Below are 25,499 nucleotides of genomic sequence, written 5' to 3'. Positions count from 1 at the left end.
ACGGATGTAAACGATAGTTCAAATTTTACTAGTGAAATAAATTATGGCATAAAATCCTCTTGGTTAATTTCAATAGAAGGGTAATGAGATAATTTAGTTAGGTCTACATCTGTTGGACAACTGTATAACATATAATAATCATCACTATTTTTATTTTTGTTAAGTTCGTCCAATTTTATTTTGGCTTTTTGCGGATTTTTACTAATGAACACGACTGAAACAACACCCATTTTTTTATTATGTTCACTTAAAATTTCTCCTTTGAGAATAAGTTTGATTTCGTCATTGTCTGTTAGCGCCATATTAACGTAATCTTGATAATTCATACATTTTTCCCCCTGTGCAAGTGATAATACCGTTATTCAATCCGTTTGGTCAATCGATAAGCTTTTGCATCAGCCACACGGATTTTAAATATTGCATCAATGTTTAATGAAAAACTCGTTTGAAACATTGATTTAAAATCGATTATTTTAATCAGCGTTTCTTTCCCAGTTTTATAATTACCAAAGTATAACTCCCATACAGCTAACCATAGTTGTTTAGAAATTTGCCCGTTCCAATCTAAGAAAAGTTTATCGGCAGCAAACTTATGGCGTAAATTATATGCTGCTTGATAATGTTTAGTATTTAAATAATTTTGTAAGACGACCCCATAGTAATTAATTAATTCATCAGAAATTTGAAAAGGGTCGGCATATTTTGTTAAATAATGTTTATAATTTTCTTCAATACGAGCTGTGATTGTTTCAATATCAATATGAAATTGTTTATGAGTTGCGATGATGGGAATCAAGATTTTAACCATTTTAATTTCTTGGAGCGTCCAACTTTTTTCATGCAATAAATGCAGCATTAACATCTGCATATTTTTTGACAATGGAAAATGATGATAGCTATAAGCGGCTAATAATACTTCGGCATAACCACTAACAATCTGTATTCGAATATTATGTGAATTTTTATGCTGTTTAACCCAGTTTGATAATGTTTTAAAAGCATGTGTTTCATATAAGTAGTTTATTTTAGTTATTAGTTGCTCAGAAATCGGTAATTCATAACCGTTGTTAATATATTGAAACTCAGAAGGCGAAATACCTAAATTATCAAGAATCATTAAAAACTTTTCGGCTTGAATATCATTAGCGCCACTTTCAAATCGATTAGCGAACGATCGCGAAATAATATTTGTATATACCTGTTTTTGTGACAAGCCTTTGATAATACGTATTTTTTTAATCGCAGGACCTAGTTTATTCATATTTTTCTCCTGTTATCATGTTGCATATTTGCAACCTAGTTAATAATATTATCTCTTAATTTATTGATAAAGTGAAATTACCAATTAATAAAGGAGAAAAAGTTATGATAATTAGTATGCAGGCTTCAAATAAACAAATCTTTAAAGACGTATTAACTAACTTGATTAGTTCATTAAGCAGTAATATGTTTACGTATGGTCTGGGACTGATGCTTTTAAATCAAACGCATTCAGCATTAAGTTTTGGCGTCGAATTAGCGATTAGTCCGGTGATTAGTTTTTTATTTATGGTTCCAATAGGTAATTTAACTGATCGATTACCACACAAGCAAATCATTATTACAAGTATGTTAATTCGTATATTACTACTACTGGCTTTAGTATTGACAATTGACTATTTTACAGATATTTTTAAATTCATTCCAATTATCATTTTTGTTGCTGTAAATACCATTGCAACTGTTTTTGCAAGTACTGCGTATGCTGCATCAGTTCATGAATTGGTGAATGATCAAAAAATACAGCAATTAAGTTCATTAACAAGTGGTGCTAGTTCTATATCAAATATTTTCGCACCGATGTTGGGAGTTGCGGTATATGCTGCTTTTGGATTTCGTATCTTTATTTGGATAGCAATCGGTGCCTTATTAGTATCAGTAGCGATTGTGACAACGATGCAGTTTTATTATAATGAACCGTCTAATATGAATGATGTCGTTGAAGAAAAATCTTCATTGAAAAATTTTCAGATGGGCCTAATTTACGTGTTTAAACGTCCATTGATCAAAACATTGATTTTGGTTGCTGTATTTCTAAATTTTATTTTTGCTGCTATCAATATTGGTTTACCGTATATTATTAATGTCCAATTAAATCTAGGTAATGCTTTGATTGGTATTTTGGATACTTTTAATGCAATTGGCGGTATTGTTGCAGCGTTATTATTAAACTTTTGGCCTAATCATAAAGGTGAAAAGTTTAAAATTATTGCGCCTTTATTTATTTGTAGTTTTTATTTTATATTGCTAGGAATCTTGTTAATCATTACTAAAAATAGTCACTTGATTAGTATAGTTGGGTCAATGGTCATGTTTTTCGGTGGTTTTGGTGTTGCGATGTTAAATATAACAACGCAAGTAAACATTCAAAAAACTACACCAACGAAAATTTTAGGACGCGTAACGACAATTATGACAACAGCTTGTACAATCATTATGCCTGTCGGGACGTTAGTATTTACATTTATTTTTCAACAGACGACTAATGGGGCAATCATTTATTTCATTGCAGGCATTATTTGGTTGTCAATCATGATTGTCGGTATGCCTTATCTCTTAAAAGCGATTAATTCGGACTTTAAATTTCGTGAAGAGGTCTGAAATTTTCGAGAGTTGCTACGGATGTAAAAATGTTATAATTGCTGAAAAATATGAGGAGCGAATTTCATGAAGAATGTTAATTTTTTATTATTTGATCGTTTTGAAACACTTGATTTGTTTGGACCTGTGGAAGTATTTGGTCAGTTAAAAGCAGATTATCAGTTGAATTATTATTCAATTGAAGGTGGCTTAATCACAAGCGACCATTCAGCAGAAATTATGACAAAATCTGTGTCAGAAATAAAAGAAACAGGCATCTTGATTGTACCTGGTGGTCAGGGAACGAGAACTTTAGTCAGTAATCAAAATTGGATTGCTATTTTAAATAAACTTTGTTTACAAGCTGAAAATGTCTTAACAATCTGCACTGGCTCTGCTTTACTTGCACAAACCGGTCTTTTAGATAAAAAGAAAGCCACCAGTAATAAAAAAGCGATGGAATGGGTAGTTAGTACTGCTCCACAAGTTTTTTGGCAAAAAAAAGCGCGCTGGGTCGTAGATGACAAGTACTATACGTCATCTGGTATTTCTGCTGGAATAGACATGGCTTTAGGGTTTATTTCTGATAAGCATGGGCGGAAGATTGCAGAAAAGGTTGCAAAAGATATGGAATACGTTTGGAATGATGAGTCAGATAAAGATCCTTTTGCTGTAAAATAATTGTTGTGAAGTTTAAGTAAATCACTAGCTAAGCAAGTTATCCTAACGACAAGTAATGTGAAAATCGTGAAGCGTTTTAATGGCGTTGATGAAAATTGCCCGTAAATTTGATGTTAATGACATCGAATTTACGGCTTTTTTGTTTATAAATAGTAGTTATTATTGGTGAATATAACGAAGATAATTCAAAATGGATCATTTTTGTGGCAATATTTTAAATTCTTACAAGGCAGTCTATTATAAATAATATTTCGTTGAAAAGAAGATACTTCAGGCTAGCTTTTTTTAAAATCAAATGTTGACAAGTATATTAATGATGTTAATATTGATTTTATCAATATCAGTGACTGGAGATTCTTAGATAATGAAAAAGATGCTAAAAATAACGATATTCGTATTAGGCATATTTATATGCATGCTTGACACAACTGTTATGAATGTGGCATTACCACAAATTAGTGATTCATTGCATACACCATTGAACAATTTATCATGGGCACTTAATATTTATACGATTTTATTTGCGTCACTCACAATCCCATTAACCCGAATTGCTGAACGATACGGGATGAATCGTTTAATGATGTTAGGCTTCATAATATTCGGTATTGGTTCAATGATTTCGGGGCTATCGATCGGATTAAACGTTCTTGTGATAGGAAGAGGCGTTCAAAGTATTGGTGCTGCCTTAATTTTTCCGCTTTCAATGACTCTTGGTATTAATTTAGTAAACACTAATAAGCGTACTGGCATCATTGCGTTACTAGGAGTTACTCAGGGATTAGCAGCATCGCTCGGACCTGTCATTGGTGGCATTATTACTCAGTACTTAAGCTGGCGTTGGATTTTCTTCATTAATTTTCCCATTGTATTATTAACAATAATAATTGGACTACTCGTATTAGATTTAAAGATTGCTGGACAAAATGTGACAAACTTTGATGTTTTAGGGGCATTATTTAGTGTTTTATTTCTATTAAGTCTTACGACAGCTTTAACACAGGGTCGATTATGGGGATGGTATTCTTGGCGTTTAATGACGTTGATCATAATGACAATCATTTTTTTTGCAGCATTTGTAGTCATCGAGTTAAAATCAAAAAAACCTATGATACCACTGGCATTATTTAAGAATAAGAATTTTAATGGTGCAACGATAGTGATTGTGCTCAGTAATTTATTTTTAGTAGCTGTCACTGTCATATTGCCAACCTATTATACAGATGTTGAACATTTAAATGCTTTAGGTGCATCATTAATGATTTTTCCGATTACAATATTTATTTTTATTATGTCCCCAATTGCTGGATTTGCCTTGAAAATACTTGGACCAAGAATTTTAATATCATTTGGGTTTGTTCTTATGACTATTGGTTATATCGGCTACGCAAATAATGGACTTGATTCACAAATATATGCCTCGCTGTATGGCTGTTTTGTAGGAGCAGGTTATGGGTTGATTACAGGCCCCATAACAGTTATTGCAGCATCAAATTTTACGGGAGAATTGTTATCTGCATCTCAAAGTGTCAGTGGTGTACTACGACAAGTCGGGACTGTGTTAGCAGTAGCAATATTTGTTACGGGTCTATATACAAATATATCTGGGGCTCAGCAAAAATCATCTAGGTACGTCAATCAAACCGTTAAAAAGTTGCCTGTTCCAGCTCAAGTCAAGACAGCTATCATAAAAATCAAAAGATGGCATAAAAAGCCAGCAAAATGTGCAGTTGCCAAAAACACATACAGGTGTCAAAAATATTGACAAAGAAGTAAATCAAACATTAAAGAAAATCAAGGTTCAAGCCACAGTAAATATCATCAATGCGTTTAAAAAAATTTATAGCATTTCAGTACCTATCCTTATCGTTGTCATTGCATTTATGTTAGGCTTTTGGGAAAATAAAAACAATAATGGCAGTTGATACTACAGAATTAGTAATTTATAATAATCAATGTTTATATTAACTTAATTAATATAAACATGATAATGACAAAGTCGTCCATGTTATCCTAAAAGTATTTGGTCAGACAGTCTCTAGAATTTATAACATTGTAAAGGAGTCAGTCGTGAAAGGTAGAGAAGTTATCTTAGGGTTGTTATCAACTCGTGGCGGTTTATCGGGCTATCAAATAAATGATATTGTTCGTAATCAATTAAATCATTTTTATGACGGTGGGTACGGTATGATCTATCCAACTTTAAAAAAACTAGAGAAGGAAGGATTAGTAACGAAAGAAAAGATTACTCAGGATGAAAAACCTAATAAAAATATTTTTCATATTACTAATGCTGGAAACGAGGCATTTCAAACAATCGTCAACGAGAAGACTGAACCGGAAATTTTTAAATCAGACTTTTTGCTCAAACTTTATTTTAGTAATTCATTGACGGAGGATAGAAAGCGAACGCTTTTAGAAGAAGAATTAATTCGAAAAAAAGAAAAATTGGCTACATTAGAGAATAATCTAAATCAATGGCTTAAAAATGGTATGTCTGAAGACCAAAAATTCACAGTTGATTATGGTATGGCATATTATAGAACAGCAATTACAATGATTGAAAAAAAATTGTCTGAATAATAAATTCATAAACTTCGACTTAAAGATTTATTTTAATGACATTGAAGTCTCTATTAGAAATTATGAATATAAAAAACTGATATTAATTTGGACTTTGAGTTGTTTCCAATAATTATCGATATTTCAAAGTTGCAACCAATTACAGTGCGAGAATTAAGTATTTTCACTGGACAACCGCACTCTACAACAAGCCGACAGCTACAACGATTAAAGGCGAGTAGGTTGATTGTGTCTACTGTTAGTCCCTTAGATAGTCGGAGTCGTGTCGTTAAGTTAAGTGATGATGGCATTGACCTGCTAGATAAGATTAAAAAGAGTAGACTTCAATTTTTAGATAGAGCATTTTGTAACGTACCTAAAAATAAAATAGAAGCTATTTCAGTGAATTTAAGGCTTTTAACGGAAATATTAATGACACAGAGTGATTGAAAAGCTGGCAACAATCTTTTATTTAAACAAGATTGTTGCCAGTTTATTTATTATTGTATATGGGTTAAAAATAGGAACCGACCTTTTCTCAGAAGCGAGTATTTATGGCTTAATTACGGATAGCGTGAAAATCGTGAAATTGTCTAATGCTTTTGGTTAAATATGAATTACTCAATATAGTGAACAACTAATCTTTTATCAAAGAATGGTATGAATATCAATTTTGATGTAGAACTAGTTGCATTGGGGAAAATAACTGTGACTTTTTAACCAACTCTATAAATTCTTGCGGCTCAGGCCGTTCATCATCATTAAGCCAAACAATAATAAGTTCCAATAATCCACGAGAAACAAAGTGACAAACATAATTTGATACGTTATTATTTTCACCATAAATTTGTGTGATTTGTTGACAAATAACATTGGAAATTTTAGTTGCAAATTTTGGATCACCATTTTGAGAAAGTATGAGTTTTAGAAAACTAAAGTGGTTGGGTTCTATGGCAAAAAAAACGAGTTCTTGAATAGACAAAATAATGGCATCCTGAACAGAATTATTTTTAAATTGTTTATCTAAAGTTTGACTTATTTGAGTTATGAAGTAACTCTCTAAATCATCTATTAAATTAAATTTATCGACATAGTGGCTATAGAAAGTACTCCGATTTATTTTTGCTGCTCTTGTTAAATCACTAACTGTAATTTTTTCAATTGATTTTTGATTTAAAAGTTCCAGAAAGGCCATTCTTATACTATCTTTAGATCGTTTACTTTTAATATGATCCATTTCTATTTCTCCTGAAACCAACATAATTTGTTAAATTGTTGGTTGTTTTATGGCAGCATTTTTTTAAAATTAAAGACAACAGGTTGTTGGCTTTGATTTTATACAATGAGGAGAACAAATGCAAATGGTAAAAGAGTTTATACGACTATCAAATGTTTCCAAAATTTATAATGCTCATCAAGATAACGAAGTTCGAGCGAATGATAATTTAAATTTTAATATTAAACGAGGTGAATTAACCATTATAGTAGGTTCGTCAGGTGCAGGTAAATCGACGCTTCTTAACACTTTGGGTGGTATGGATAGTGTTTCAGAAGGTGAAGTCTGGATAAATGGAAATGATATTTCCAAATATTCGGAAAAACAAAGAACAACCTATCGCCGACAAGAAATTGGGTTTGTGTTTCAATTTTATAACTTGATACCTAATCTAACGGCTTTAGAAAATGTGGAATTAGCTAATGAAATTGTCAAAAATCCGATTGATGCGAAAAAGGTAATGGCGTCAGTTGGTTTAGGGAAAAGAATGGATAACTTTCCACCTCAAATGAGTGGTGGTGAGCAACAAAGAGTTGCAGTTGCCAGAGCAATAGCAAAAAACCCATCCTTGCTTTTAGCTGATGAACCAACTGGTGCACTGGATTATAGTACCGGTAAAAAAATATTAAAAATATTTCAAGATTATATCAGTCAAACAGGGAAAAATGTTATTATCGTCACTCATAACAGTTTAATTAAACCTATGGCTGATCATGTCATTGAAATGATGGATGGCAAGATCAAAAGTGATACATATAATGATCACAAAATTTCTGTCGAAGATTTGGAGTGGTAAGCATGTCGAAGATAAAAATTAATATACTACGTGAATTAAAATCTTCTCAAGCTAGATTTCTTTCAATAACTTTATTACTTGCATTATCAGTATTTGTTTATGTCGGTTTAAAAGTAACAACTCCAGATATGCAAAAAACAATGCGCAATGTGTACAGTGAATCTAATCTAGCAGATGCGCAATTAGAAAATTCATTGGGATTTTCTGATTCTGAGATAGCTGCCATACAACAGGACGACAGCGTCAAGGCAATAACAAAAAGTTTTCAAACAACTGTGGTAACAAATAATAATAAGCATGTCTTTAACATGATTTCTAATCCAGAAAAAATGTCAAAAATTACTGTAACAAAAGGGCATTTACCAAAAAAGAATAATGAAATTGTGCTGGGAGAACAATTCAAACATTATTATAGCCTTGGGCAAAAAATCAAAATAAAGGGTAATATGGACCTAAAATCGACACAATATAAGATTGTTGGTTTTGCAACCAGCAGTGTCTATATGAAAAAAAATAAATTAGGACAAACAAATTTAGGCAATGGTCAAATTAACGGATTTGCTGTGGTTAATCGGTCAGCTTTTTCTCAACAGGACCCAACTTTTTTGCAAATTAAATTTCGTAATCTGAAAGGCAAAGCATATCAGGATAAGTATGAAATAGCACTTCGAAATAAAGTTGCACATCTACAGAACGTTTTGAATGATTTAAGTCAACAGAGGAAAGGGAATTTATTAACTGCTATCGATGCCAAAATAAAGCATGCTCAAGCAACGCAGACAACACTAGCAAATCAAAGAGAACTTACTTCAGATCAGACCATTCTTCATGCCATAAATATTAAGCAAGAAGCATTGTCAAAGCAAATTGATGATGCTGAAAATAAAAAGAATATAATTAATCAATTGGCGTATACGGCTCAGTCTCGCGGTCAATTTTCAGTTGGGTATAGTGATATGGGAAGTGATGCAAATAGAATTAAGGGCCTGTCAAATACCTTTCCAATTTTCTTTTTTGCGGTTGCTTTGATGGTTAGTTTCACTGTTATGCGTCGTATGGTTGAAGAAAAAAGAGTGGAAATTGGTACTCTTAAAGGGTTAGGTTACAGTAATAGTAAAATTTCTCTTCAATTTTACTTGTATGCTGGCTTAACAAGCATTGCTGGAACTATTATTGGTGCTAGTTTCGGGTTAATTATTTTACCCAAAGTTATATTTAATTCTTTTGCAGCTAACTATATATTGAATGACGTTGTACTAACATGGCAATTCAAGCCAGTATTAATTGCATTTGGTTTGACTTTACTGAGTACTGTGTTCGCAGTATTTTTAGCCATAAGACCTTTGTTGCCACAACGAGCTGCAATACTTATGTTACCCAAAGCACCGACTACAGCCAAAAAGATATTATTAGAACGTGTGACTTGGTTGTGGGAAAAGTTTTCGTTTTCATACAAAGTGACAGCCAGAAATATTTTTCGCTATAAAGGACGAATGTGGATGACAATACTTGGTGTTGCTGGGAGCACGGCAATGTTAATAACAGGTTTTGGTATGCAACAATCGTTAGACAAAATGGTGCCCGTTCAATATGGCACAATTACACATTATCAATTATTGGGCGTATTTAATAACAAAGAAGAACATAGTCGTGATTATGAATTAAAAATCAAGAGAGAGAAAGATGTTTCTTCTCATAAATCTGTCTATTTTCAGAATATGACAGTAACAGTTCCACATATTCAAGACTTACAAAATGTTCCAATGATTGTTACTAACAATGTTAATTTATCAAAATTTATTTCATTGAAATCAGATGATAACAATGATATTAAATTAAAAAATGACGGAATTACCATTAGTAAAAAGTTAGCTAAAATTCAAAATCTTTCTGTTGGGGACTATTTTACTATTAAAGATGCACAACAAAAGAAATTTAGAGTTAAGATTGCGAATGTTACTAAAAATTACACAGGACATGCTATTTATATGTCACAGTCCTATTATCAAAAAGTATTCAGCAAAGACTATAACACTAACGCCTATCTTATTAAGTTAAAGAATAATAAGAATGCCAATCGGGTAAGCAAAGAACTTAATTCAGTTACTTCAGCAGTAACAGTTATAAAGTCAGATGAAACAAAAGAGACAATTAATAACATTTTGAAAAGTTTAACAAAAGTGGTTTGGGTGATTGTTATTGTTAGTGCACTGCTTGCATTTATTGTTTTGTATACGTTAACGAATATTAATGTTTCCGAAAGGATTAGAGAGTTATCGACAATTAAAGTTTTGGGCTTTTATCCAAGAGAAGTTTTAGCATATATTTACAGAGAAACAATTATATTGACGATTGTGGGATTGATCTTAGGCAGTATTGCCGGAATATTTGTTCATTCGTATTTGATGACCATTATTACACCTGAAAATGTGCTATCAGTACCAGGTATTTCTTGGCAAATATATGCTATTGCGACATTTTTAATTGCGCTATTTACATTGTTAGTAGCTATACTAATGAAACACAAAATTGATGCGGTAGATATGTTAGAAGCTTTAAAAAGCATTGATTGATTTGTGAAAATAAAAAATATGTTGATTCACTCTATCAAAAATTTTGCTGAAGAATATTAAATATAATGTTAAAAATTTTAATGGTGAAGTGAAATTTTAGAATTTGATGTGCGGTGAAAAATCAATTTAATTTGGTCAATAGTCCGATTTGTCATCCAATACAGCTACAGCAGCTGAGGCGTTGACTGATGGTTTGATAATACTTCTTAATACAAGAGAAAAATATTTTTTGATTCCTTAATAATAGATATCAACGAATAACTTGTATTATTAATTGATTAAATTTTACACTAAAACCTAACGAAGGGGGGAGCCCAAGACGTCTGTTCACGAGGAAATATCGTTAATGATATTGTTCAGGTGGCTTCTTGCTGGCGTTATTGATGCATATCGACAACCACTACAAGAAGTAGGACAAACTAAAAAACGCCTATAATTTTGACAAGTCGGACGGGCTAAACTTTGTATTAAAGCAGCCACCGTTGAATTAATTTGAGCTCCGTGTATACAGCATGGCGCTCTTTTTTTGCAAATAAATCACAACATGGCAATGAAAAACCCAAAACTTTTTGGTTGTCAATACCTTAATCAAGGTAACATATTTTTTCCATTAGGGGATGTGTTATCAGTAATATTTTCAGTTTATAAATAATGGGTAGTATTAAAATGGTCAGTACTGGTAAATTAAATTTTAGAAAGCTATACTAAACTTGTGGGGTTAATTCATTGTCTTAGGGGGAGTATATGAAAAAATATAACTTTTTAAAAACTATATTTATTTAGAAACTAGAATGTAGAATTTAAAAACAAGACAGTAATTACATTATTGACGGAACAATTGTCATTATAAGACAACGACTGTTGACTATATAGAATTTGTTTTGAAAGGGGTGTAGACATGACAAAACAAGTGAAAATTGGTAAAAGCAATGTTATTGCAACCAAATTGGGTTTAGGAACAAATAAAGTTGGTGGCCATAATTTGTTTCAGAATCTTGATGAAAAGGACGGCTATGCTTTATTGCGTGAAGGATTGAACCAAGGAATAACCGTACTTGATACGGCATACTCATACGGATTTGGGCGCTCAGAAGAAATAATTGGTGATGTTTTACAAGATTACGATAGTTCCAAAGTAGTAATAGCCACAAAAGCAGCGCATGATAAAGAGAAAAATATGGCTATGAATAATAGTGCGGCATTCATTAAAAAATCTGTTGATGAAGCACTGTTACGACTTAAGACTGACTATATCGACATTTTTTATTTGCATTATCCAGATGATAACACGCCTAAAGACGAAGCAGTCGAAGTCCTAGATGAATTGCGAAATGCTGGGAAAATTCGGGCAATTGGTGTTTCAAATTTTTCACTAGATCAAATAAAAGAAGCTAATAAAAATGGGAAAGTTGATGTTGTTGAAGATCAATTTAGTCTAGTCTATAGGAAAAAAGTCCGAGAGGAAATGGATTACTTGCAAGAAAATCAAATTTCTTTTGTACCATATTTTCCATTAGCCTCTGGCTTGTTGACTGGGAAATATACGTCAAAAGATTGGAATCAGTTTAAGAATAGTGATGGCGGAAAACTCCTAAAGAATTTTACAGAGAACGAATATAAAGATGCTTTGATAGGTCTAGAAAAAATACGAGAAATTTCTCAAAAGTATGAGGCTACAGTAACACAAATTGTTTTAGCCTGGTATATTGCCAATCCAGAAATTAGTATTGTTATCCCAGGTGCTAGAAATCTTGAGCAAGTTAAAAGTAATGCAGTTGCACTGCAAATTAATTTGACACAAGATGAGTTCCAAGAAATAGATCAAGCTTTCAAGATGTTCTAACAATTTATGAAGGGGAGCATTTATATTTGCTGGTCTGTTGTAGTTTTGTCTTGTAAAGAAGCTTTGTTTATGATTTTTAGTCGACTAATAATTTGTCTGGTAAAAAGTAATATAAATTTTTAAAAGCCTGAATATAAGGTTAGACCTCGTATTCAGGCTTTTTTCGTTCAATTGCAAGTAGTGTGAAAATCGTGAAATTGTCTCAGTGATTATACGAGCCATTTGCTTATTAAGATTCTACAATATTTGGTCACCGGTTATTATATTGTGTCAGCACGTTTATGTGGCATATAATTGTGTATTTTTTAATTCATTATTTAAAAAATAATATTTAATTTTTCTTTGCCATGTGATTGATCACCGTTTCTAGTAATTTCTTTTGGACAAATGAAGGGTGTTGTTTGGCTGCAATATGCAAACCATTGTTAAATTCAACAAGTAAGTGCCACTTATGACCCTCAGCAATTTCTTTAGGAGCCCCTTCAGGTAAAAGAACACCTAATTTGACTTTCATGCCATCATCAGTACGTGATAATTGATGCATACCTAACATTTTGGTGTTTAATCCAGTATCCATTAAGTAAGTATTACCAGCCATTACGATATCAGCGTTTTCCTTTGGTTGAACAGAGAAATCTGGATCAATTTTACCAGGCTTTAAATTAAGGTATGAGGGATCTTGATACATACCAAACGTTTCAATGATTTCTTGGCGACCGTCCTTAGTTGCATTAAAGTAATAGTGTTCTGGATGCACTGTTGAGGGTAGATATAGATTGTTATGTTTCGCTAGTGATTGATTAAACATCATAAACTGTACAAGTGTAATGCCATGGGTTTCAACATCAACATAAGCTTCTTGCATGTTGACACCTTCACGTGAATTATTGGCGATTTCTGTCCACATTGTATCGCCACGTTCAATTTCTGGTTTAAATACTTCGAGCGTCTTTTCTTTTCCCATGTGTTCACGAGTTTGTGCCAAGGCTTCTTTGGCATCAGTCAATGGTAAGCGTATTAAATCTTCATAAGGAATGACTTCATCGTTTAACGTTATATCAATTTGCTTTTTATTGAAAATTCCAAAAACATGATAATAACGACTTAATTCCATATCGCGGATTTCTTGTTGTGTAACTTCTTTACCATCAATAGAAAATTTAATTGTATAATCGCTCATTACTTTTCCTTCTTTCAAATCTGACAAATCTGATTTATTTATATTATATGGTTAAGTATATTAAGCATAAAGCTAAATTAAAACATCATTTTTTTAATAGATGTATAATAAGACAACAGATGTAGAATAAAATTGGAGGTAAATTAATGGATTTACGTTTTTTGCGAACTGAAACATTAATTAGGGATAAGTTTTTACAAGCATTAGAAACAAAAAATTTTCAAGATATTACAGTTACACAATTAGCGAAAGATAGTATGGTTGATCGGACAACTTTTTATACACATTATCCCAATACATATGAATTGGCTGTGACATTAATTGATGAGCAAGTCAATCATTTTAAGGATGTTTTGGATACTAGTCAACGAAAGAGGAGGCAACAACCAAAAGATTTTGATAGTTATTATTTTTTTTCAAAAGAATTGGTAACTTATCTGTTAGATAATGCCAAAATACTTAAAGTATTACGGAATATTCCTTTAGGAAAAATGGGTTTTGATGTGCAATTGCGAGAAGTTTTTAAAAATATGTATTTAACTTTATTTCATTATGAAGAATCTGATTTCATTACTTATTTAATGGTAAATTTAGCAATGGGTAATGTTGACTTTATAATAAACGAATCTAAAGTGCCTAAACGAGGAGAATTAATAGAAAGTGTGCAATTGATAAATCAGATTATTAATCACTAAACTGTAGTATTTAATTTAATAGTGAGTTAATGTCATTTTCAATATGGACTTGTCATGTATTAATAGTAGGTACAAATTACATGAACAAACAAAATATTTATAAACAAGATAATAGGCTGCTGTATACGAATATGATTCATGGACACCAGAATTTAACGAAAGGAGGATCAGCCGGAGACGTCTGTTTACGACGCATTGTCCTTAGTGATATTGTTCGCGAATTTCTTGTTGGCGTTGTTGACATATATCAACAACTACCACGAGAAGTAAAATAAATTAAAAACTGCCCTACATCCCAATGAAGTGTACCCCGAAAATTAAAACAAAAATTTAACTTTCGGGGTATTTTTATTGATGTCTTTTTTCTTGTGAAAAAGAACAAAATAAACGCGTGAAATTGCTACTTTCACGCTAAAAAGTATAGAGTCGTTTTTTAGGCATTAATATTTTATGAGTAAATTAAGTAGTGGTATCGTTAAGATATAATTTTAATTTATTTTGAATGATGAGTAAGGGAAAATCATGTGGAGGGTTAAATAAAGAATGAGTAGAAGGTATTGGCTCGTGGTGCCGTTACTAATAATGGGGATAATGTTTGTGCAAGTGCCAACAATTCACGCTTATCAAATTGTTGATTCGATGAAAATTGACGTGCGCTTAGATAAAAACGGCAATGCTAATTTCACCGAAAGATGGCTGGTTGATTCAGATGAGGGTAGTGAAATTTATAAAAATATGAAACTCAATCGATCACAACATCTAACTAATTATCAAGTTAGTATGGATGAACAACCATTTGAACGACAAGCAAAATGGCACACGAATGATAGTCGTAAACAAAAAGCTTATCGTTATGGTCAACGCCGAAATGAATTAAATTGGGGTATTACATCATATGGTGAACATGTGTATACGATAAAATATCGTATTAGTAATTTTGTGCAACAAACACGTACGCAACAGATGATTGCTTGGCAATTTGTTGAAAAAAATACTGATGTTGCTCCAGAAAATATTCAGATTAGAATTCATGATCGGCATCAGACATTTAATGCTAAAAATGGTTTTGGTATCTGGGGCTTTGGATTTAAAGGGCAAACCAAGTTTAATAATGGGCAAGCAGTAATTAAGAATCAGGCAGCATTACAAGATGATAATCGCGTGAAGGTTATTATGCAATTACCGCGGCACACGTATCCAACTAAGTATACGTCGATTCGTTCATTTGATTCTTTTATGAAGCAGGCTTTTATTGGTAGTGATTTTAATTATATTAAATATAAGACGGGGAAAACGAATACTACCGGTTTAAGCGATATGTTGGCACCAATTGGATTAGGTATATTTATTATACTGGTGATTTTCGTGAATGTGCGCGGTCGTTTACAGTCCGTAAATTATCATAAATATTATCCAAGTTTGCGAAAACTAGAGCGCCAAACCAAAGGAGAGTATGTTCGAAGTGTACCAACTGGAAATATCTTTAATGCGTATGCATTTGTAGCTTCATTAATTGATACATATCAGTTGCCGAATAACTACTTAGCAGCAACAGTCTTACAACTAGTTAAAGAAAATATCATTACGTTACGTGAAGTAGACGAGGACGTAGTGATTGTCTTAAAGGCTGCAAATTTACCGTCAGGAATGTCCGATGGTATTGCAAAATTATTTAATGTGTTACAAGTAGTTGCCAAAGATGATGAAGTGACGATGTCAGCGTTATCAGCATATTTTCAGAAACATAAAACCACTTATAAAAATATTTGGGATGCCTTTTTACAAAGTAGTAAGGATTATGGACGCAAAAAACAATGGATTTATCCATTTAACGAATATCAAACTGTCAACTCTAAAGAAACGAAAGCCAATGCCTTGGCGCAGGCACAAATTGGAGTTGCTTTTACATCAACTGGACATGAAATGCGTAAAGATGTGGTTCGCATGAAAAACTATTTAGAAACCTTCACGCAATTGGATGAACGCACGCCAAAAGAAGTTGGCTTGTGGGATGATTTGATGATTGCAGCGACCGCATTAGGAATTGCTGAAAAAGTTGCACAAAATTTAGCGATGATTTATCCAGAATATCAGCAAGCAAGTATTTATTATCAAACCATTAGTAATCCGTTTTATCATGTAACGAGTTTTACTGCAACTAGTATATTTGCTACTCAAAGTAGTGGCTCTGGTGGTGCAACAAGTACCGACGGCGGTGGTAATTTTGGCGGTAGTTCTGGTGGCGGCGGATTTCGTTAGAAAATCAGACAACTTTATTAATTAATATTTAAATGGATTTATAAATATTTCAGTACTTTTTTAAATATGATTATCATGATTGAGGCATGGTGGAAGGATAATTTTTTTCTTATCATAAATTATAGACAAAAAAAGGTACCGATGACATCTGTAAGATTAGCTATCGGTACCAAATACTGTGGAGCCCAAATGTGTAACGAATTAGGTGACTTTCGATTTTAATTATTAAAACCTTTTTGATATGTAACTGGTAAAAATTTAATTTTCTGGATGCATTTTACTTTGTAGCTTTTCAACAAAGATTGGTGCATGAACTGAACCCCGTAAGTTGGAGTAAATCTAAACTTACGGGGTTTTATTATGTATTCAATAATATCGGTTAATGGATAAACAAAAGAATCAATAACTCATTCAGAATTACGACAAACAATTTGTGCCTGTTCGAGTTGCCCTGCAGGTAAAAGATAAAACTATTAAACATTTAATTATTTTAGTTGTAGTTATTCTAGTTGAAGTGCTTTAGATACGATTTAATCAAGAAATTCTTAATCAGATATGTCAAAAATATAAATTAAAATAATAATTCAAAAAAATGAACTTGTAAAGTTGATGTAAATTTAACTTTTTGAGTGTTTTATTAATTTAATAATATGTTCTAAGCGAAATTTTTATGCTAATTTGTCTCAAATTTACTAAAAATAAAAATTAATTTTATAAAAATAATTAGTTAACAACTATGATTCTGTCAATGTTTAGCCATTTTTCAATGTTGTAATAAAATTTTTATTTTAATGAAACCGCTTGCAAGAAAAAATGAATGATGGCATAATGTCATTTATAGTTTTAGTAAACGTTTACGTAATAAAAGATGGGGCCACATTTTTTAAATATTTTTATACTATTTTGTTTTTAAATTGGGAGATAATGATATGCAAATTCAAGATTTGACAAAAATTAATCGTAGTGAGGAGAATCGTGCAATTTCTCCTGAAAATATGATGGGTGAAAAAGGAAAAGCTGCTATGACTGGCAGTGACTTGGGTCCTGAACGTAAAGGACATGCTTCAATTAGTTTGAAACAAGGCGAGACTGTAACTATTGCTGATATTCATGATGCTGGTGAGATTCGTCATATTTGGATGACAATTGCTGATGCGACACCGGCTGGTAGTTTTGTTCTTCGAGATGTGGTGTTACGCATGTACTGGGATGATTCTGAGACGCCAGCTGTTGAATCACCGATTGGGGATTTTTTCTTTAATGGTTTTGCACAACGTCAAGAAATTGATTCTGCATTAATTAATGTTAATCCGGTAGGTGGTTTTAACTCATACTTCCCAATGCCATTTAAAAAGCATGCTGTGATTACTATTACTAACGAGCACCCAGCTGAAGTGCCTGACTTTTTCTATACAATTAACTATGTTCTAAAAGAGCAACCTGAAGAAATTGCTTATTTCCATGCTTATTGGAATCGTGAAGATTACACGAAAAAACAACAAGATTATACAATTTTGCCAACAATTCACGGTGCTGGTCACTATATTGGAACGTACTTCGAACTAGCTGCTTTGCAACGCTATTGGTGGGGTGAAGGTGAGTTTAAGTTTTATATTGATGGTGACGGTAAATATCCAACTGTTACTTCAACGGGTAGTGAAGATTACTTTGGTGGTGCTTGGGCATTTCATGTTGAAGATGATGGCCAAATTCATGCACAAACCTTCCAGCACCAATATTTAGGATATCCATTAATGGATCAATACGATCACACACGTGAAAACTTCTCTACTGGAGATGCAATGCCATTACATGGATTTGGTAATGATTCTTTGCCAATGCATGCATTATACCGCTTACATTTACCTGATCCAATTTTCTTTAAAGATGATTTGACAGTTAAAGTACAACAAATTGGTAATGATGATATTAAATTGTTTGAACGTTCAGATGATATTGCATCGGTTGCTTATTGGTATCAAGATTCACCAACTTCTGAATTGCCAACTATTTTGCCACGTGAAGAACGGGTACCACGGTAATATTTGGTAATAGGAGGGGAAAAAATGAATAACGAAAGTTCTAACGTTAAATTATCTTGGCGTGAACGACTTGCCTTTGGACAAATTGATTTAGCTGGTCTATTAGTTTATAACATGATTACGGTATATCTTTCGTACTTCTTAACTGATGTTGCGATGATTCCGATTGGTGTTGCTGGTGCAATTATGTTAATCGCTCGAGTATTTGACGCAATTGATGCCCCATTTTGGGGTGTTTTGATTGATATGACCAATACCCGTTGGGGAAAAGCTCGACCATATTTCTTGTGGATCATTTTTCCATTTACATTGTTTGGTATTTTACTATTTTGGGTACCTGATTGGTCATTGAATGCAAAAATCATTTATTTTACAATAAACTATATTTTTACAAATGTGTTGTATACAGGTTTGAACACACCGTTAGCAACCATTTTACCGTTACTAACATCAAATATTGACGAACGTGCGACATTGAATTCTGTACGTTTATCAGTCGCACAAATTGGTGTTTTAGTTGTTAATGTTGGTGCGTTACCAATGGTTCATTTCTTTGGACATGGTGATGAAGTACTTGGTTTTAAGTGGACTATTGTTATCTTAGCTTTGGTTGGAATGATATTAACATTAATTTCATTCGCTAATATCAAGGAACGTGTTAAGCCTAAGGTACAAAAGATTAAAATCAAAGATAGTTTTAAAGCGATGAAAGGCAACTGGCCTTGGATACTAATTATTATTAGTAATTTATTCTTCTGGACCGCTATGACAGCACGTTCTTCAACGCTTGTTTATTATCTAACTTATAATTATGGTAACCAGCATGTTATGTCATTGGTTAATGGGTTGAGTATTTTACAAGTCGTTACAACTATTCTAGTACCATTGTTAAACCGCAAATTCTATAAACGAACATTGTGGATCTTTGGATTTTTGTTCTTAATCGGCGGTCAGTTAATCATATTGCTTAGCGGTAAAAGCTTGCCAATTATTATCATTGGTTGGGTAATTGGTAGCCTTGGTGTTGGTCTTGCTTTGTCACAGGCATTTGTATTAATTGGTTCAGCTGTTGATTATGGTGAATGGAAAACTGGTATTAATGCTGCTGGTTTGTTAACAGCATTTGGTACAACGTTCTGTACTAAAATGGGAACTGGTATTGGGAGCCATTCCAACCCAAATTATGAGTTTCTTTGGATATAATGCTGGTCATGCACAAACTGCACATGGATTACTTGGCATTTCTATTTCATTTATTTGGATACCGATTTTATTCTATGCATTGGGAATTATTCCCATGCTCTTCTATCGCAAGTATGAAGGAATGGAAGGACAAATAAATCGTGAACTAGCAGTTTCAAGAAAGTAAATAAGTCAAGAAAAATTTAATTATAAAAGATAATTACTATGTTATACTTAATGTGATAATTAGAAATTTAGAGTAACCATTTAACTTAGCAAAATGCGAGGTTAGATGGTTATTTTTATATTGCAAATAATTATATTAGAAATTTATACAAACAATGAATTAATAATGATAAGTTAATATAGTATAATGCAACTTAAAAAAAGTGAGGTGATATCTTGGCTGGTAAATTACCAAGTATTAAAGATGTAGCAAAATATGCGAATGTTTCAATTGCTACTGTATCAAGAGTGATTAATCATAAACCTGGTTTTTCTCAAGCTACCTTAGAAAGGGTTCAGCATGCCATGGATACTCTAGGCTATCAACCCAATAAGGTTGCACAAGCACTTAAAAATAATTCAATGCATCTTGTTGCTTTAAGTATTCCATTTATTTGGCATCCTTTTTTCTCTGAATTTGCCTTTTATTTTGAAAAAAGACTGGATTCCTATGGATATGGAATGTTGTTATCAAATAATCAAAGTGATTCAGTCAGCGAATTAAATTTTTTAAAAATGGCCAAGGAAAATAAGGTCGACGGTATGGCAGGAATTACATATAACGATATTGAACCATATTTATCTAGTAATATTCCTTTTGTTAGTATTGATAGATACTTTGATACACAAAAATATGATCATGTTGCAACGATAACTTCGGATAATTTTTATGGAGGAAGACTTGCTTTTGATGAATTAAGAAAGCGTCATGCTAAAAAAATAGCTTATGTGGGTAAGGTTGCACCTTTTCCTAATAATACGACGGAAAGAAAAAGAGGTTTTATAGAGGAATCCCAAAAGTACAACGTAGATGTTCAAATATATGAGTGTCCTGAAGATTCCTTAGAAAGTCAATATCTTTTAGATCGAGTAATTACTAATATGGAAGAAATTGATGGTATATTTTGTGTTAATGATGAAATTGCTTACCATTTGATTGATAAATTGAAAGAAGCATCAATTGTAGTTCCTGAGAATGTCCAAATTATAGGGTTTGATGGGTTTAATATATTAGAAGGTATTCCCTCACCAGTGTCAACAATAAAGCAATCCGCAAAAATCATGGCTTTTACAGCGGTTGATAGTCTGTTGTCTTTAATTAAAGGGGAACAAGTTAAAGATACTATAGTTCCAGTTTCTTTTCGCCAAGGTGAGACAACACGTCTTCTAAATTAGTAACAGATATATGCTGTAATAGTAGGTAACAATGTGAAATCGATTATATTTTTATCATGGATTTTATGGTAACGGTGAATTCAATTTGGAAAGGGAATATGATTCTGCTTTAACCTATATCTGATACTTTAGTAGTCCTGAAATACTCCAAATAATTTGGATGAAAAAAACGTAAACGATTTAATTTGTTAAGTATATGTCACCATATGAAAAGGCATGCGACATTAATTTTATGTTGCATTTCTTTTTGTTATGATTTCATATAAAATTATTTATCGTATTTTCTCATCATTAGGATGTTTTGTTAACGTTTCACAAAATTTTTTTGGACGTTAAATCAGCATTTCGTTGAATTTTTTTCCTTTGCACTAATTCATCATTAAGGCCCACCACTAAATTGCCAATAGATGTTGTATAGAGTTTATCCATATAATTTTTTAATGACTTTTTTCTGTAAGTTAAGACATACGTTTATGTTTTTTATTATGGGGTATAAAAAACGGAAAAGTTGAGACAGATGTTTTTCAACCAATATAAAATCCGAAGAACTCACTAAAAAAATATGAGATTTTCGGATTTTTTTATTTAAAGTTATATGATTGGTCAAAATTGGTTGGAAAAGGTGAACTATTTTTGAATATAAGTTAGTTTCATACTAGTTTCTTGTTAATTATAGAAATTAAAAAAATTGTGAATCTAACAAAATTGCTAAATTCACAAATAGTATCTTACAAATCGTTTGAATTAATTATATCTAAATTAATTATATCTAACATGAATTCTTTATAATTTGGCATAAACAATTTTTGAACCCCGTGCTAATTCATGACCAAGCATGTTAAAATTCATAAAAGCAGGAGTACTATCAGGAGCAACGTCAAGAACATCAACATCTAATGCAGTAACTACTATATGATAAGGATGTGGTTGATCTCCTTTAGCAGGGGCAGCACCTACATAGCAATTCATTCTAGCATCCATGGGCATAGCAACTGCTTTTTTGGGTAGTTTGTCACTGTTCATAGCACCTGTATTTTCGGGTAATGTTGTAATATTTGCAGGTATATCTTTAATTGCCCAATGCCAAAATCCTGATTCAGTTGGTGCGTCAGGATCATACATAGTGACTACAAAACTTTTAGTCCCTACAGGAATATCTGTCCAACTAATTTCTGGTGAAATATCTTGACCACCCTCAACACCGAAAATACCAGAATAATTCCTCTTTTGGAAAAAATCATTATTTATTAAACCGCTAACCGAAACTTTTAAGTTTGGAACATTAGTTAAATTATTAAATACAACATCTTCATTTTTCATAATTCTAATTTCCCCTATTTTGTTCAATGATATGAATAGTTTCTTGTAAAGTATCATAGTCATGTAAATTAATTGCATCGTTCATGACATTTTTAAGTTTTGAAATATTTTCAGTACTAATTTTTGTATTACTGAAAATATTTGAACGATCAGCATACTTTAAAATACGCCGAGCAGTTTCAAGTATTGGATGATTTGTATCAGTTGGTAAATCAACAATTTCTGTTAATTGATACAAGTCATTTTGTACTGATGACGAATCTTTTCTAAGTAAATGAGTGAAGAGCTCTTCGCGATTTTTTGAATATTCCAGTGGTAGGGAATGCTCAAAAAACATTTGATCCATTCTTGATAACAATTGTGTTCCGCGACCTAAAATTGAATTTTCAGCTTTTTGATTAATTTCAAGAATGTCTTTAACGTTATTAGTTTTAAAAGGTCCTTGAAAACCATTATTCTTATCCATAAATCTAAGAATTTGAGCACCTCCAAGGCCAATACCATCAGTACCACTTAATACAATGTCTTCAAGATGTTTATACCTAAAACCGGCAGAAAAATAAGTCAATAATCCTAAGGAATGGGACTTGTGTACCAGAGTTAGAGCGTTTTCAAAACCTAACTGTTCCATTATCGGAACACTAGGATATTCATTAGCGGTTCCATCAAAGGTTACTTTTTCAAAGCCACCTTGATGAGCCAGTTCAATTCCTAGTTCAGCTACTGCCATACGATCGGTAACAGTTAATGGTTTTCCATTATTTTTGGATAATGTTTCGGGTCTATCGTCAATAATTGGAACATTAATGGCATATGCAGCTGATAAAATTTGTAAAGTCTTATCTCTAATTGCATTAGAAGAGAGGGCTCGCATAAATTTTACTTGCTGAGTAGCAGTCATTCGTTCCATAGCCACTTTACATTCAGTTAATCCCTCTAAGAAAATAGAAGATACTACAGCTGACAAAGTATTTAGAGTTTTAATAAATGAATTATCAAAACTATCTTCGAACATAGGTCTTCCGACGTACGATGTAACAGTAGTGTCCTCACCAGTTAAAATTTTAACTTGTGCAACAGTCATTGCGTTTGGAATACGATATGGTTCTACTTTTTCACGATTTTCCTCTTGACCGCGCTCCAAATATTCAATGTGAATATTAGTCCCATTGATGTAGGTCATATTAGTAAGAGTACCAGTAATATGTCCCATACCTGGGTCAGTAATTGACGCTTGAGTTTGTATATTACGGAAACCAGGATTACCCCACGGTACAATACATGCTTCAGTAAATCCGTGACGTCTGGAAGCTTCAAAACTAACTTGAATAGCAAAATACTCATATGATGTTGGCTTTCGTTGAGAATGCCGATTATTCATATTCACATTACTTACTAATTTTAAGAATTCTTGATCATTCAAACGTGCAAAATCTATTTGATTAAGAGAATCTTCTTTTGAATTAATATCACCTATTAAAATTAGTTGATGATCATGATCTAAAATACTAAAACTACCAATTCTTTTACTATTAATAAAATCAAACCCAAAATCATCAAGTAAGTTTAGTAGATTGATATACTGATTAATTAAATTTTTTAAGTTTAGTTCATAAGTAAACGAGTTTAATATTTTTTCCCATTGATTTACCACTATTTGTGACTTGTTATTGCCATATTGTTGTTGAATATTGTCGATCTTAGACTGATAATATTTTTTAACTTCATCAATGGTACGGTATTTTAATGGTTCAAAAGGCAAGTCTTGGTGATAATCATCATCGGTTAAATTACAATTTTGAACTAACAGTGTTTGGAATCGATAAATTAATTCTTCTTGGTTTAAAATAATGGCGTGCTTTACATTACCTAAATTTAAAGGATAATAACCCTTGGTAGTTAAAATACCATTTCTACGAAAATAACGATGATTATTTAGCATTTTTTATTTCTCCCAACTAGTCAAAACTACTTTACCAATCATTGAACCCGTTTCAACATCAGCATGGGCTTTACGCATATTAGAAGCATTGATGACTGGATAGTGAATGGTATCAATTGGTAATAATGCATTATCCGTATACAGATCAGCGATGTGATTCAAAATTTTATTTTGTGATATCATTGTCGCTGTCTTGAAATACGATTTACTATACATCCATTCCCAAGCAAACGTTGCACGTTTTTTTGTTAATTTCTGTAAATCAATTAAACGATGATTTTCGGTAGTAGCTACAATTTCACCATCTGGCTTGATTAACTCAGCAATTTCATTCCAATGAGCGTCTAAATTATTTAAATTTAAAATAAAATCTACATATTTTGTATTAAGTTTTCGAACTTGAGATACTAAATCTTGATGATGGTTAACTACATAATCAGCACCCATTTTTTTAGACCATGATACAGATTCTGCGCGAGAAGCAGTCGCAATTACCTTTAAGCCAGCTAACTTTGCTAGTTGTATAGCCATAGAGCCAACTCCTCCAGCACCGTTAATGATTAATAAGGTTTTACGATCATTTTTGTTCCAATTAATACTAGTTTTTTCAAATAGTGATTCATATGCAGTTAATCCCACTAAGGGAACAGCAGCTGCCTGTTCATCGGTTAAATTGCTTGGTGCTAAACCAACAATTCGTTCATCCACTAGCTGTAATTGGGAATTACTACCTGAACGTGTAAAATCCCCAGCATACCAAACCCTGTCTCCTTTTTGAAATAGAGTAACGTCATCACCTGTACTAATGACAACACCTACAGCATCCCAACCAATAACTTTCGGTTTGTTTAAGCGATTTTTACGACCACTTTTTCTAACAAAAGTATCAACAGGATTCACTGACACTCCGTCTACGCGAACTAATAAATCATGCCCATGAGGTTTTGATATATTAATATTTATATCCTGAAAACTTTCGGGATTTTCTATGGGTAAATGTTGATCAAATCCAATTGCTTTAATAGAGTCCATTGTTTTTCCTTTCTTAAACTATAAGTTTTCTTGAACTATAAGTTTTAGTTCATGAGTTATATGTTAATCTAAAAAAATAAAATGTTAAGACGTGAA

Annotated in this window: 21 protein-coding genes and 1 pseudogene; 15 read left to right on the top strand and 7 right to left on the bottom strand. The window is 32.3% G+C overall.

Annotated features, from left to right (window positions below):
- Positions 1-41: 41 nt before the first annotated feature.
- A complete protein-coding gene (locus AC3B5D_RS04255) occupies positions 42-326 on the bottom strand; it encodes a hypothetical protein (protein WP_489839340.1) in 285 nt (94 codons plus the stop codon).
- Positions 327-358: 32 nt separating this feature from the next.
- Positions 359-1,261 (bottom strand): helix-turn-helix domain-containing protein, encoded by a 903-nt coding sequence (locus tag AC3B5D_RS04250; RefSeq protein WP_489839341.1) that lies wholly within the window; start codon positions 1,259-1,261, stop codon positions 359-361.
- 104 nt (positions 1,262-1,365) lie between these two features.
- Between AC3B5D_RS04250 and AC3B5D_RS04245 the strand changes: the two genes are divergently transcribed.
- From AC3B5D_RS04245 to AC3B5D_RS04225, 5 genes are all read left to right on the top strand, one after another.
- Complete coding sequence (locus AC3B5D_RS04245; protein ID WP_489839342.1) at positions 1,366-2,640, top strand: MFS transporter; 1,275 nt, start codon at positions 1,366-1,368, stop codon at positions 2,638-2,640.
- 66 nt (positions 2,641-2,706) lie between these two features.
- Positions 2,707-3,300 (top strand): DJ-1/PfpI family protein, encoded by a 594-nt coding sequence (locus tag AC3B5D_RS04240; RefSeq protein ID WP_489839343.1) that lies wholly within the window; start codon positions 2,707-2,709, stop codon positions 3,298-3,300.
- Positions 3,301-3,664: 364 nt separating this feature from the next.
- Positions 3,665-5,065: an MFS transporter gene (locus tag AC3B5D_RS04235; protein WP_489839344.1), complete on the top strand. Its 1,401-nt coding sequence runs from the start codon at positions 3,665-3,667 to the stop codon at positions 5,063-5,065.
- A 305-nt stretch (positions 5,066-5,370) separates the two neighbouring features.
- Entirely contained in the window at positions 5,371-5,883 is a 513-nt protein-coding gene (locus tag AC3B5D_RS04230; protein WP_489839345.1) for a PadR family transcriptional regulator, read from the top strand.
- Between the two features lie 144 nt (positions 5,884-6,027).
- Positions 6,028-6,312: a MarR family winged helix-turn-helix transcriptional regulator gene (locus AC3B5D_RS04225; protein WP_489840583.1), complete on the top strand. Its 285-nt coding sequence runs from the start codon at positions 6,028-6,030 to the stop codon at positions 6,310-6,312.
- Between the two features lie 217 nt (positions 6,313-6,529).
- Here AC3B5D_RS04225 and AC3B5D_RS04220 read toward each other — a convergent pair whose 3' ends face one another.
- A complete protein-coding gene (locus AC3B5D_RS04220; protein ID WP_489839346.1) occupies positions 6,530-7,099 on the bottom strand; it encodes a TetR/AcrR family transcriptional regulator in 570 nt (189 codons plus the stop codon).
- 124 nt (positions 7,100-7,223) lie between these two features.
- Here AC3B5D_RS04220 and AC3B5D_RS04215 point away from each other — a divergent pair, with 124 nt between their 5' ends.
- The 3 genes from AC3B5D_RS04215 (at position 7,224) to AC3B5D_RS04205 (ending at position 12,350) form a co-directional block, all read left to right on the top strand.
- Positions 7,224-7,934 carry an ABC transporter ATP-binding protein gene (locus tag AC3B5D_RS04215; protein WP_489839347.1) on the top strand — a complete coding sequence of 237 codons (711 nt, stop codon included), beginning with the start codon at positions 7,224-7,226 and terminating at the stop codon, positions 7,932-7,934.
- Positions 7,935-7,936: 2 nt separating this feature from the next.
- On the top strand, positions 7,937-10,507 hold the full coding sequence (locus AC3B5D_RS04210; RefSeq protein ID WP_489839348.1) for an ABC transporter permease: 2,571 nt from the start codon (positions 7,937-7,939) through the stop codon (positions 10,505-10,507).
- Between the two features lie 898 nt (positions 10,508-11,405).
- Complete coding sequence (locus tag AC3B5D_RS04205) at positions 11,406-12,350, top strand: aldo/keto reductase (RefSeq protein ID WP_489839349.1); 945 nt, start codon at positions 11,406-11,408, stop codon at positions 12,348-12,350.
- A 331-nt stretch (positions 12,351-12,681) separates the two neighbouring features.
- Here AC3B5D_RS04205 and AC3B5D_RS04200 read toward each other — a convergent pair whose 3' ends face one another.
- Positions 12,682-13,530, bottom strand: a complete 849-nt coding sequence (locus tag AC3B5D_RS04200) for a hypothetical protein (protein ID WP_489839350.1) — start codon at positions 13,528-13,530, stop codon at positions 12,682-12,684.
- Between the two features lie 146 nt (positions 13,531-13,676).
- Here AC3B5D_RS04200 and AC3B5D_RS04195 point away from each other — a divergent pair, with 146 nt between their 5' ends.
- The 7 genes and pseudogenes from AC3B5D_RS04195 (at position 13,677) to AC3B5D_RS04165 (ending at position 21,109) form a co-directional block, all read left to right on the top strand.
- Complete coding sequence (locus AC3B5D_RS04195) at positions 13,677-14,225, top strand: TetR/AcrR family transcriptional regulator (protein ID WP_489839351.1); 549 nt, start codon at positions 13,677-13,679, stop codon at positions 14,223-14,225.
- Between the two features lie 186 nt (positions 14,226-14,411).
- A pseudogene (locus AC3B5D_RS04190) lies at positions 14,412-14,495 on the top strand (putative holin-like toxin); the annotation flags it as partial.
- Between the two features lie 273 nt (positions 14,496-14,768).
- On the top strand, positions 14,769-16,484 hold the full coding sequence (locus tag AC3B5D_RS04185) for a DUF2207 family protein (protein WP_489839352.1): 1,716 nt from the start codon (positions 14,769-14,771) through the stop codon (positions 16,482-16,484).
- Between the two features lie 929 nt (positions 16,485-17,413).
- Complete coding sequence (locus AC3B5D_RS04180; RefSeq protein ID WP_489839353.1) at positions 17,414-18,526, top strand: glycoside hydrolase family 172 protein; 1,113 nt, start codon at positions 17,414-17,416, stop codon at positions 18,524-18,526.
- Positions 18,527-18,550: 24 nt separating this feature from the next.
- Entirely contained in the window at positions 18,551-19,729 is a 1,179-nt protein-coding gene (locus tag AC3B5D_RS04175; RefSeq protein ID WP_489839354.1) for a glycoside-pentoside-hexuronide (GPH):cation symporter, read from the top strand.
- Complete coding sequence (locus AC3B5D_RS04170) at positions 19,686-19,895, top strand: hypothetical protein (RefSeq protein ID WP_489839355.1); 210 nt, start codon at positions 19,686-19,688, stop codon at positions 19,893-19,895. The genes AC3B5D_RS04175 and AC3B5D_RS04170 overlap by 44 nt, the downstream gene beginning before the upstream one ends.
- Positions 19,896-20,110: 215 nt before the next feature.
- A complete protein-coding gene (locus AC3B5D_RS04165; RefSeq protein WP_489839356.1) occupies positions 20,111-21,109 on the top strand; it encodes a LacI family DNA-binding transcriptional regulator in 999 nt (332 codons plus the stop codon).
- A gap of 783 nt (positions 21,110-21,892) precedes the next feature.
- Here the strand turns inward: AC3B5D_RS04165 and AC3B5D_RS04160 are convergent.
- Genes AC3B5D_RS04160 through AC3B5D_RS04150 form a run of 3 tightly spaced genes read right to left on the bottom strand, consistent with a single transcriptional unit; the run spans position 21,893 to position 25,403 of the window.
- Entirely contained in the window at positions 21,893-22,429 is a 537-nt protein-coding gene (locus AC3B5D_RS04160; RefSeq protein ID WP_489839357.1) for a YbhB/YbcL family Raf kinase inhibitor-like protein, read from the bottom strand.
- Positions 22,430-22,433: 4 nt separating this feature from the next.
- Positions 22,434-24,371, bottom strand: coding sequence for a hypothetical protein (locus AC3B5D_RS04155; protein WP_489839358.1), 1,938 nt, complete (start codon positions 24,369-24,371; stop codon positions 22,434-22,436).
- A gap of 3 nt (positions 24,372-24,374) precedes the next feature.
- On the bottom strand, positions 24,375-25,403 hold the full coding sequence (locus AC3B5D_RS04150; protein WP_489839359.1) for a zinc-binding alcohol dehydrogenase family protein: 1,029 nt from the start codon (positions 25,401-25,403) through the stop codon (positions 24,375-24,377).
- Positions 25,404-25,499: the final 96 nt, after the last annotated feature.

The organism is Weissella sp. ESL1177 (genome assembly GCF_058107185.1).
This window is presented reverse-complemented; position numbering and strand designations above follow the sequence as displayed.

Excerpts from the sequence above, each read along its gene's own strand:
- AC3B5D_RS04180 (WP_489839353.1), top strand. The coding sequence starts at position 17,414 with ATGCAAATTCAAGATTTGACAAAAATTAATCGTAGTGAGGAGAATCGT.
- AC3B5D_RS04160 (WP_489839357.1), bottom strand. The coding sequence starts at position 22,429 with ATGAAAAATGAAGATGTTGTATTTAATAATTTAACTAATGTTCCAAAC.
- AC3B5D_RS04195 (WP_489839351.1), top strand. The coding sequence starts at position 13,677 with ATGGATTTACGTTTTTTGCGAACTGAAACATTAATTAGGGATAAGTTT.
- AC3B5D_RS04205 (WP_489839349.1), top strand. The coding sequence starts at position 11,406 with ATGACAAAACAAGTGAAAATTGGTAAAAGCAATGTTATTGCAACCAAA.
- AC3B5D_RS04155 (WP_489839358.1), bottom strand. The coding sequence starts at position 24,371 with ATGCTAAATAATCATCGTTATTTTCGTAGAAATGGTATTTTAACTACC.
- AC3B5D_RS04175 (WP_489839354.1), top strand. The coding sequence starts at position 18,551 with ATGAATAACGAAAGTTCTAACGTTAAATTATCTTGGCGTGAACGACTT.
- AC3B5D_RS04210 (WP_489839348.1), top strand. The coding sequence starts at position 7,937 with ATGTCGAAGATAAAAATTAATATACTACGTGAATTAAAATCTTCTCAA.
- AC3B5D_RS04215 (WP_489839347.1), top strand. The coding sequence starts at position 7,224 with ATGGTAAAAGAGTTTATACGACTATCAAATGTTTCCAAAATTTATAAT.
- AC3B5D_RS04185 (WP_489839352.1), top strand. The coding sequence starts at position 14,769 with ATGAGTAGAAGGTATTGGCTCGTGGTGCCGTTACTAATAATGGGGATA.
- AC3B5D_RS04200 (WP_489839350.1), bottom strand. The coding sequence starts at position 13,530 with ATGAGCGATTATACAATTAAATTTTCTATTGATGGTAAAGAAGTTACA.
- AC3B5D_RS04220 (WP_489839346.1), bottom strand. The coding sequence starts at position 7,099 with ATGGATCATATTAAAAGTAAACGATCTAAAGATAGTATAAGAATGGCC.
- AC3B5D_RS04255 (WP_489839340.1), bottom strand. The coding sequence starts at position 326 with ATGAATTATCAAGATTACGTTAATATGGCGCTAACAGACAATGACGAA.
- AC3B5D_RS04240 (WP_489839343.1), top strand. The coding sequence starts at position 2,707 with ATGAAGAATGTTAATTTTTTATTATTTGATCGTTTTGAAACACTTGAT.
- AC3B5D_RS04250 (WP_489839341.1), bottom strand. The coding sequence starts at position 1,261 with ATGAATAAACTAGGTCCTGCGATTAAAAAAATACGTATTATCAAAGGC.
- AC3B5D_RS04245 (WP_489839342.1), top strand. The coding sequence starts at position 1,366 with ATGATAATTAGTATGCAGGCTTCAAATAAACAAATCTTTAAAGACGTA.
- AC3B5D_RS04235 (WP_489839344.1), top strand. The coding sequence starts at position 3,665 with ATGAAAAAGATGCTAAAAATAACGATATTCGTATTAGGCATATTTATA.
- AC3B5D_RS04150 (WP_489839359.1), bottom strand. The coding sequence starts at position 25,403 with ATGGACTCTATTAAAGCAATTGGATTTGATCAACATTTACCCATAGAA.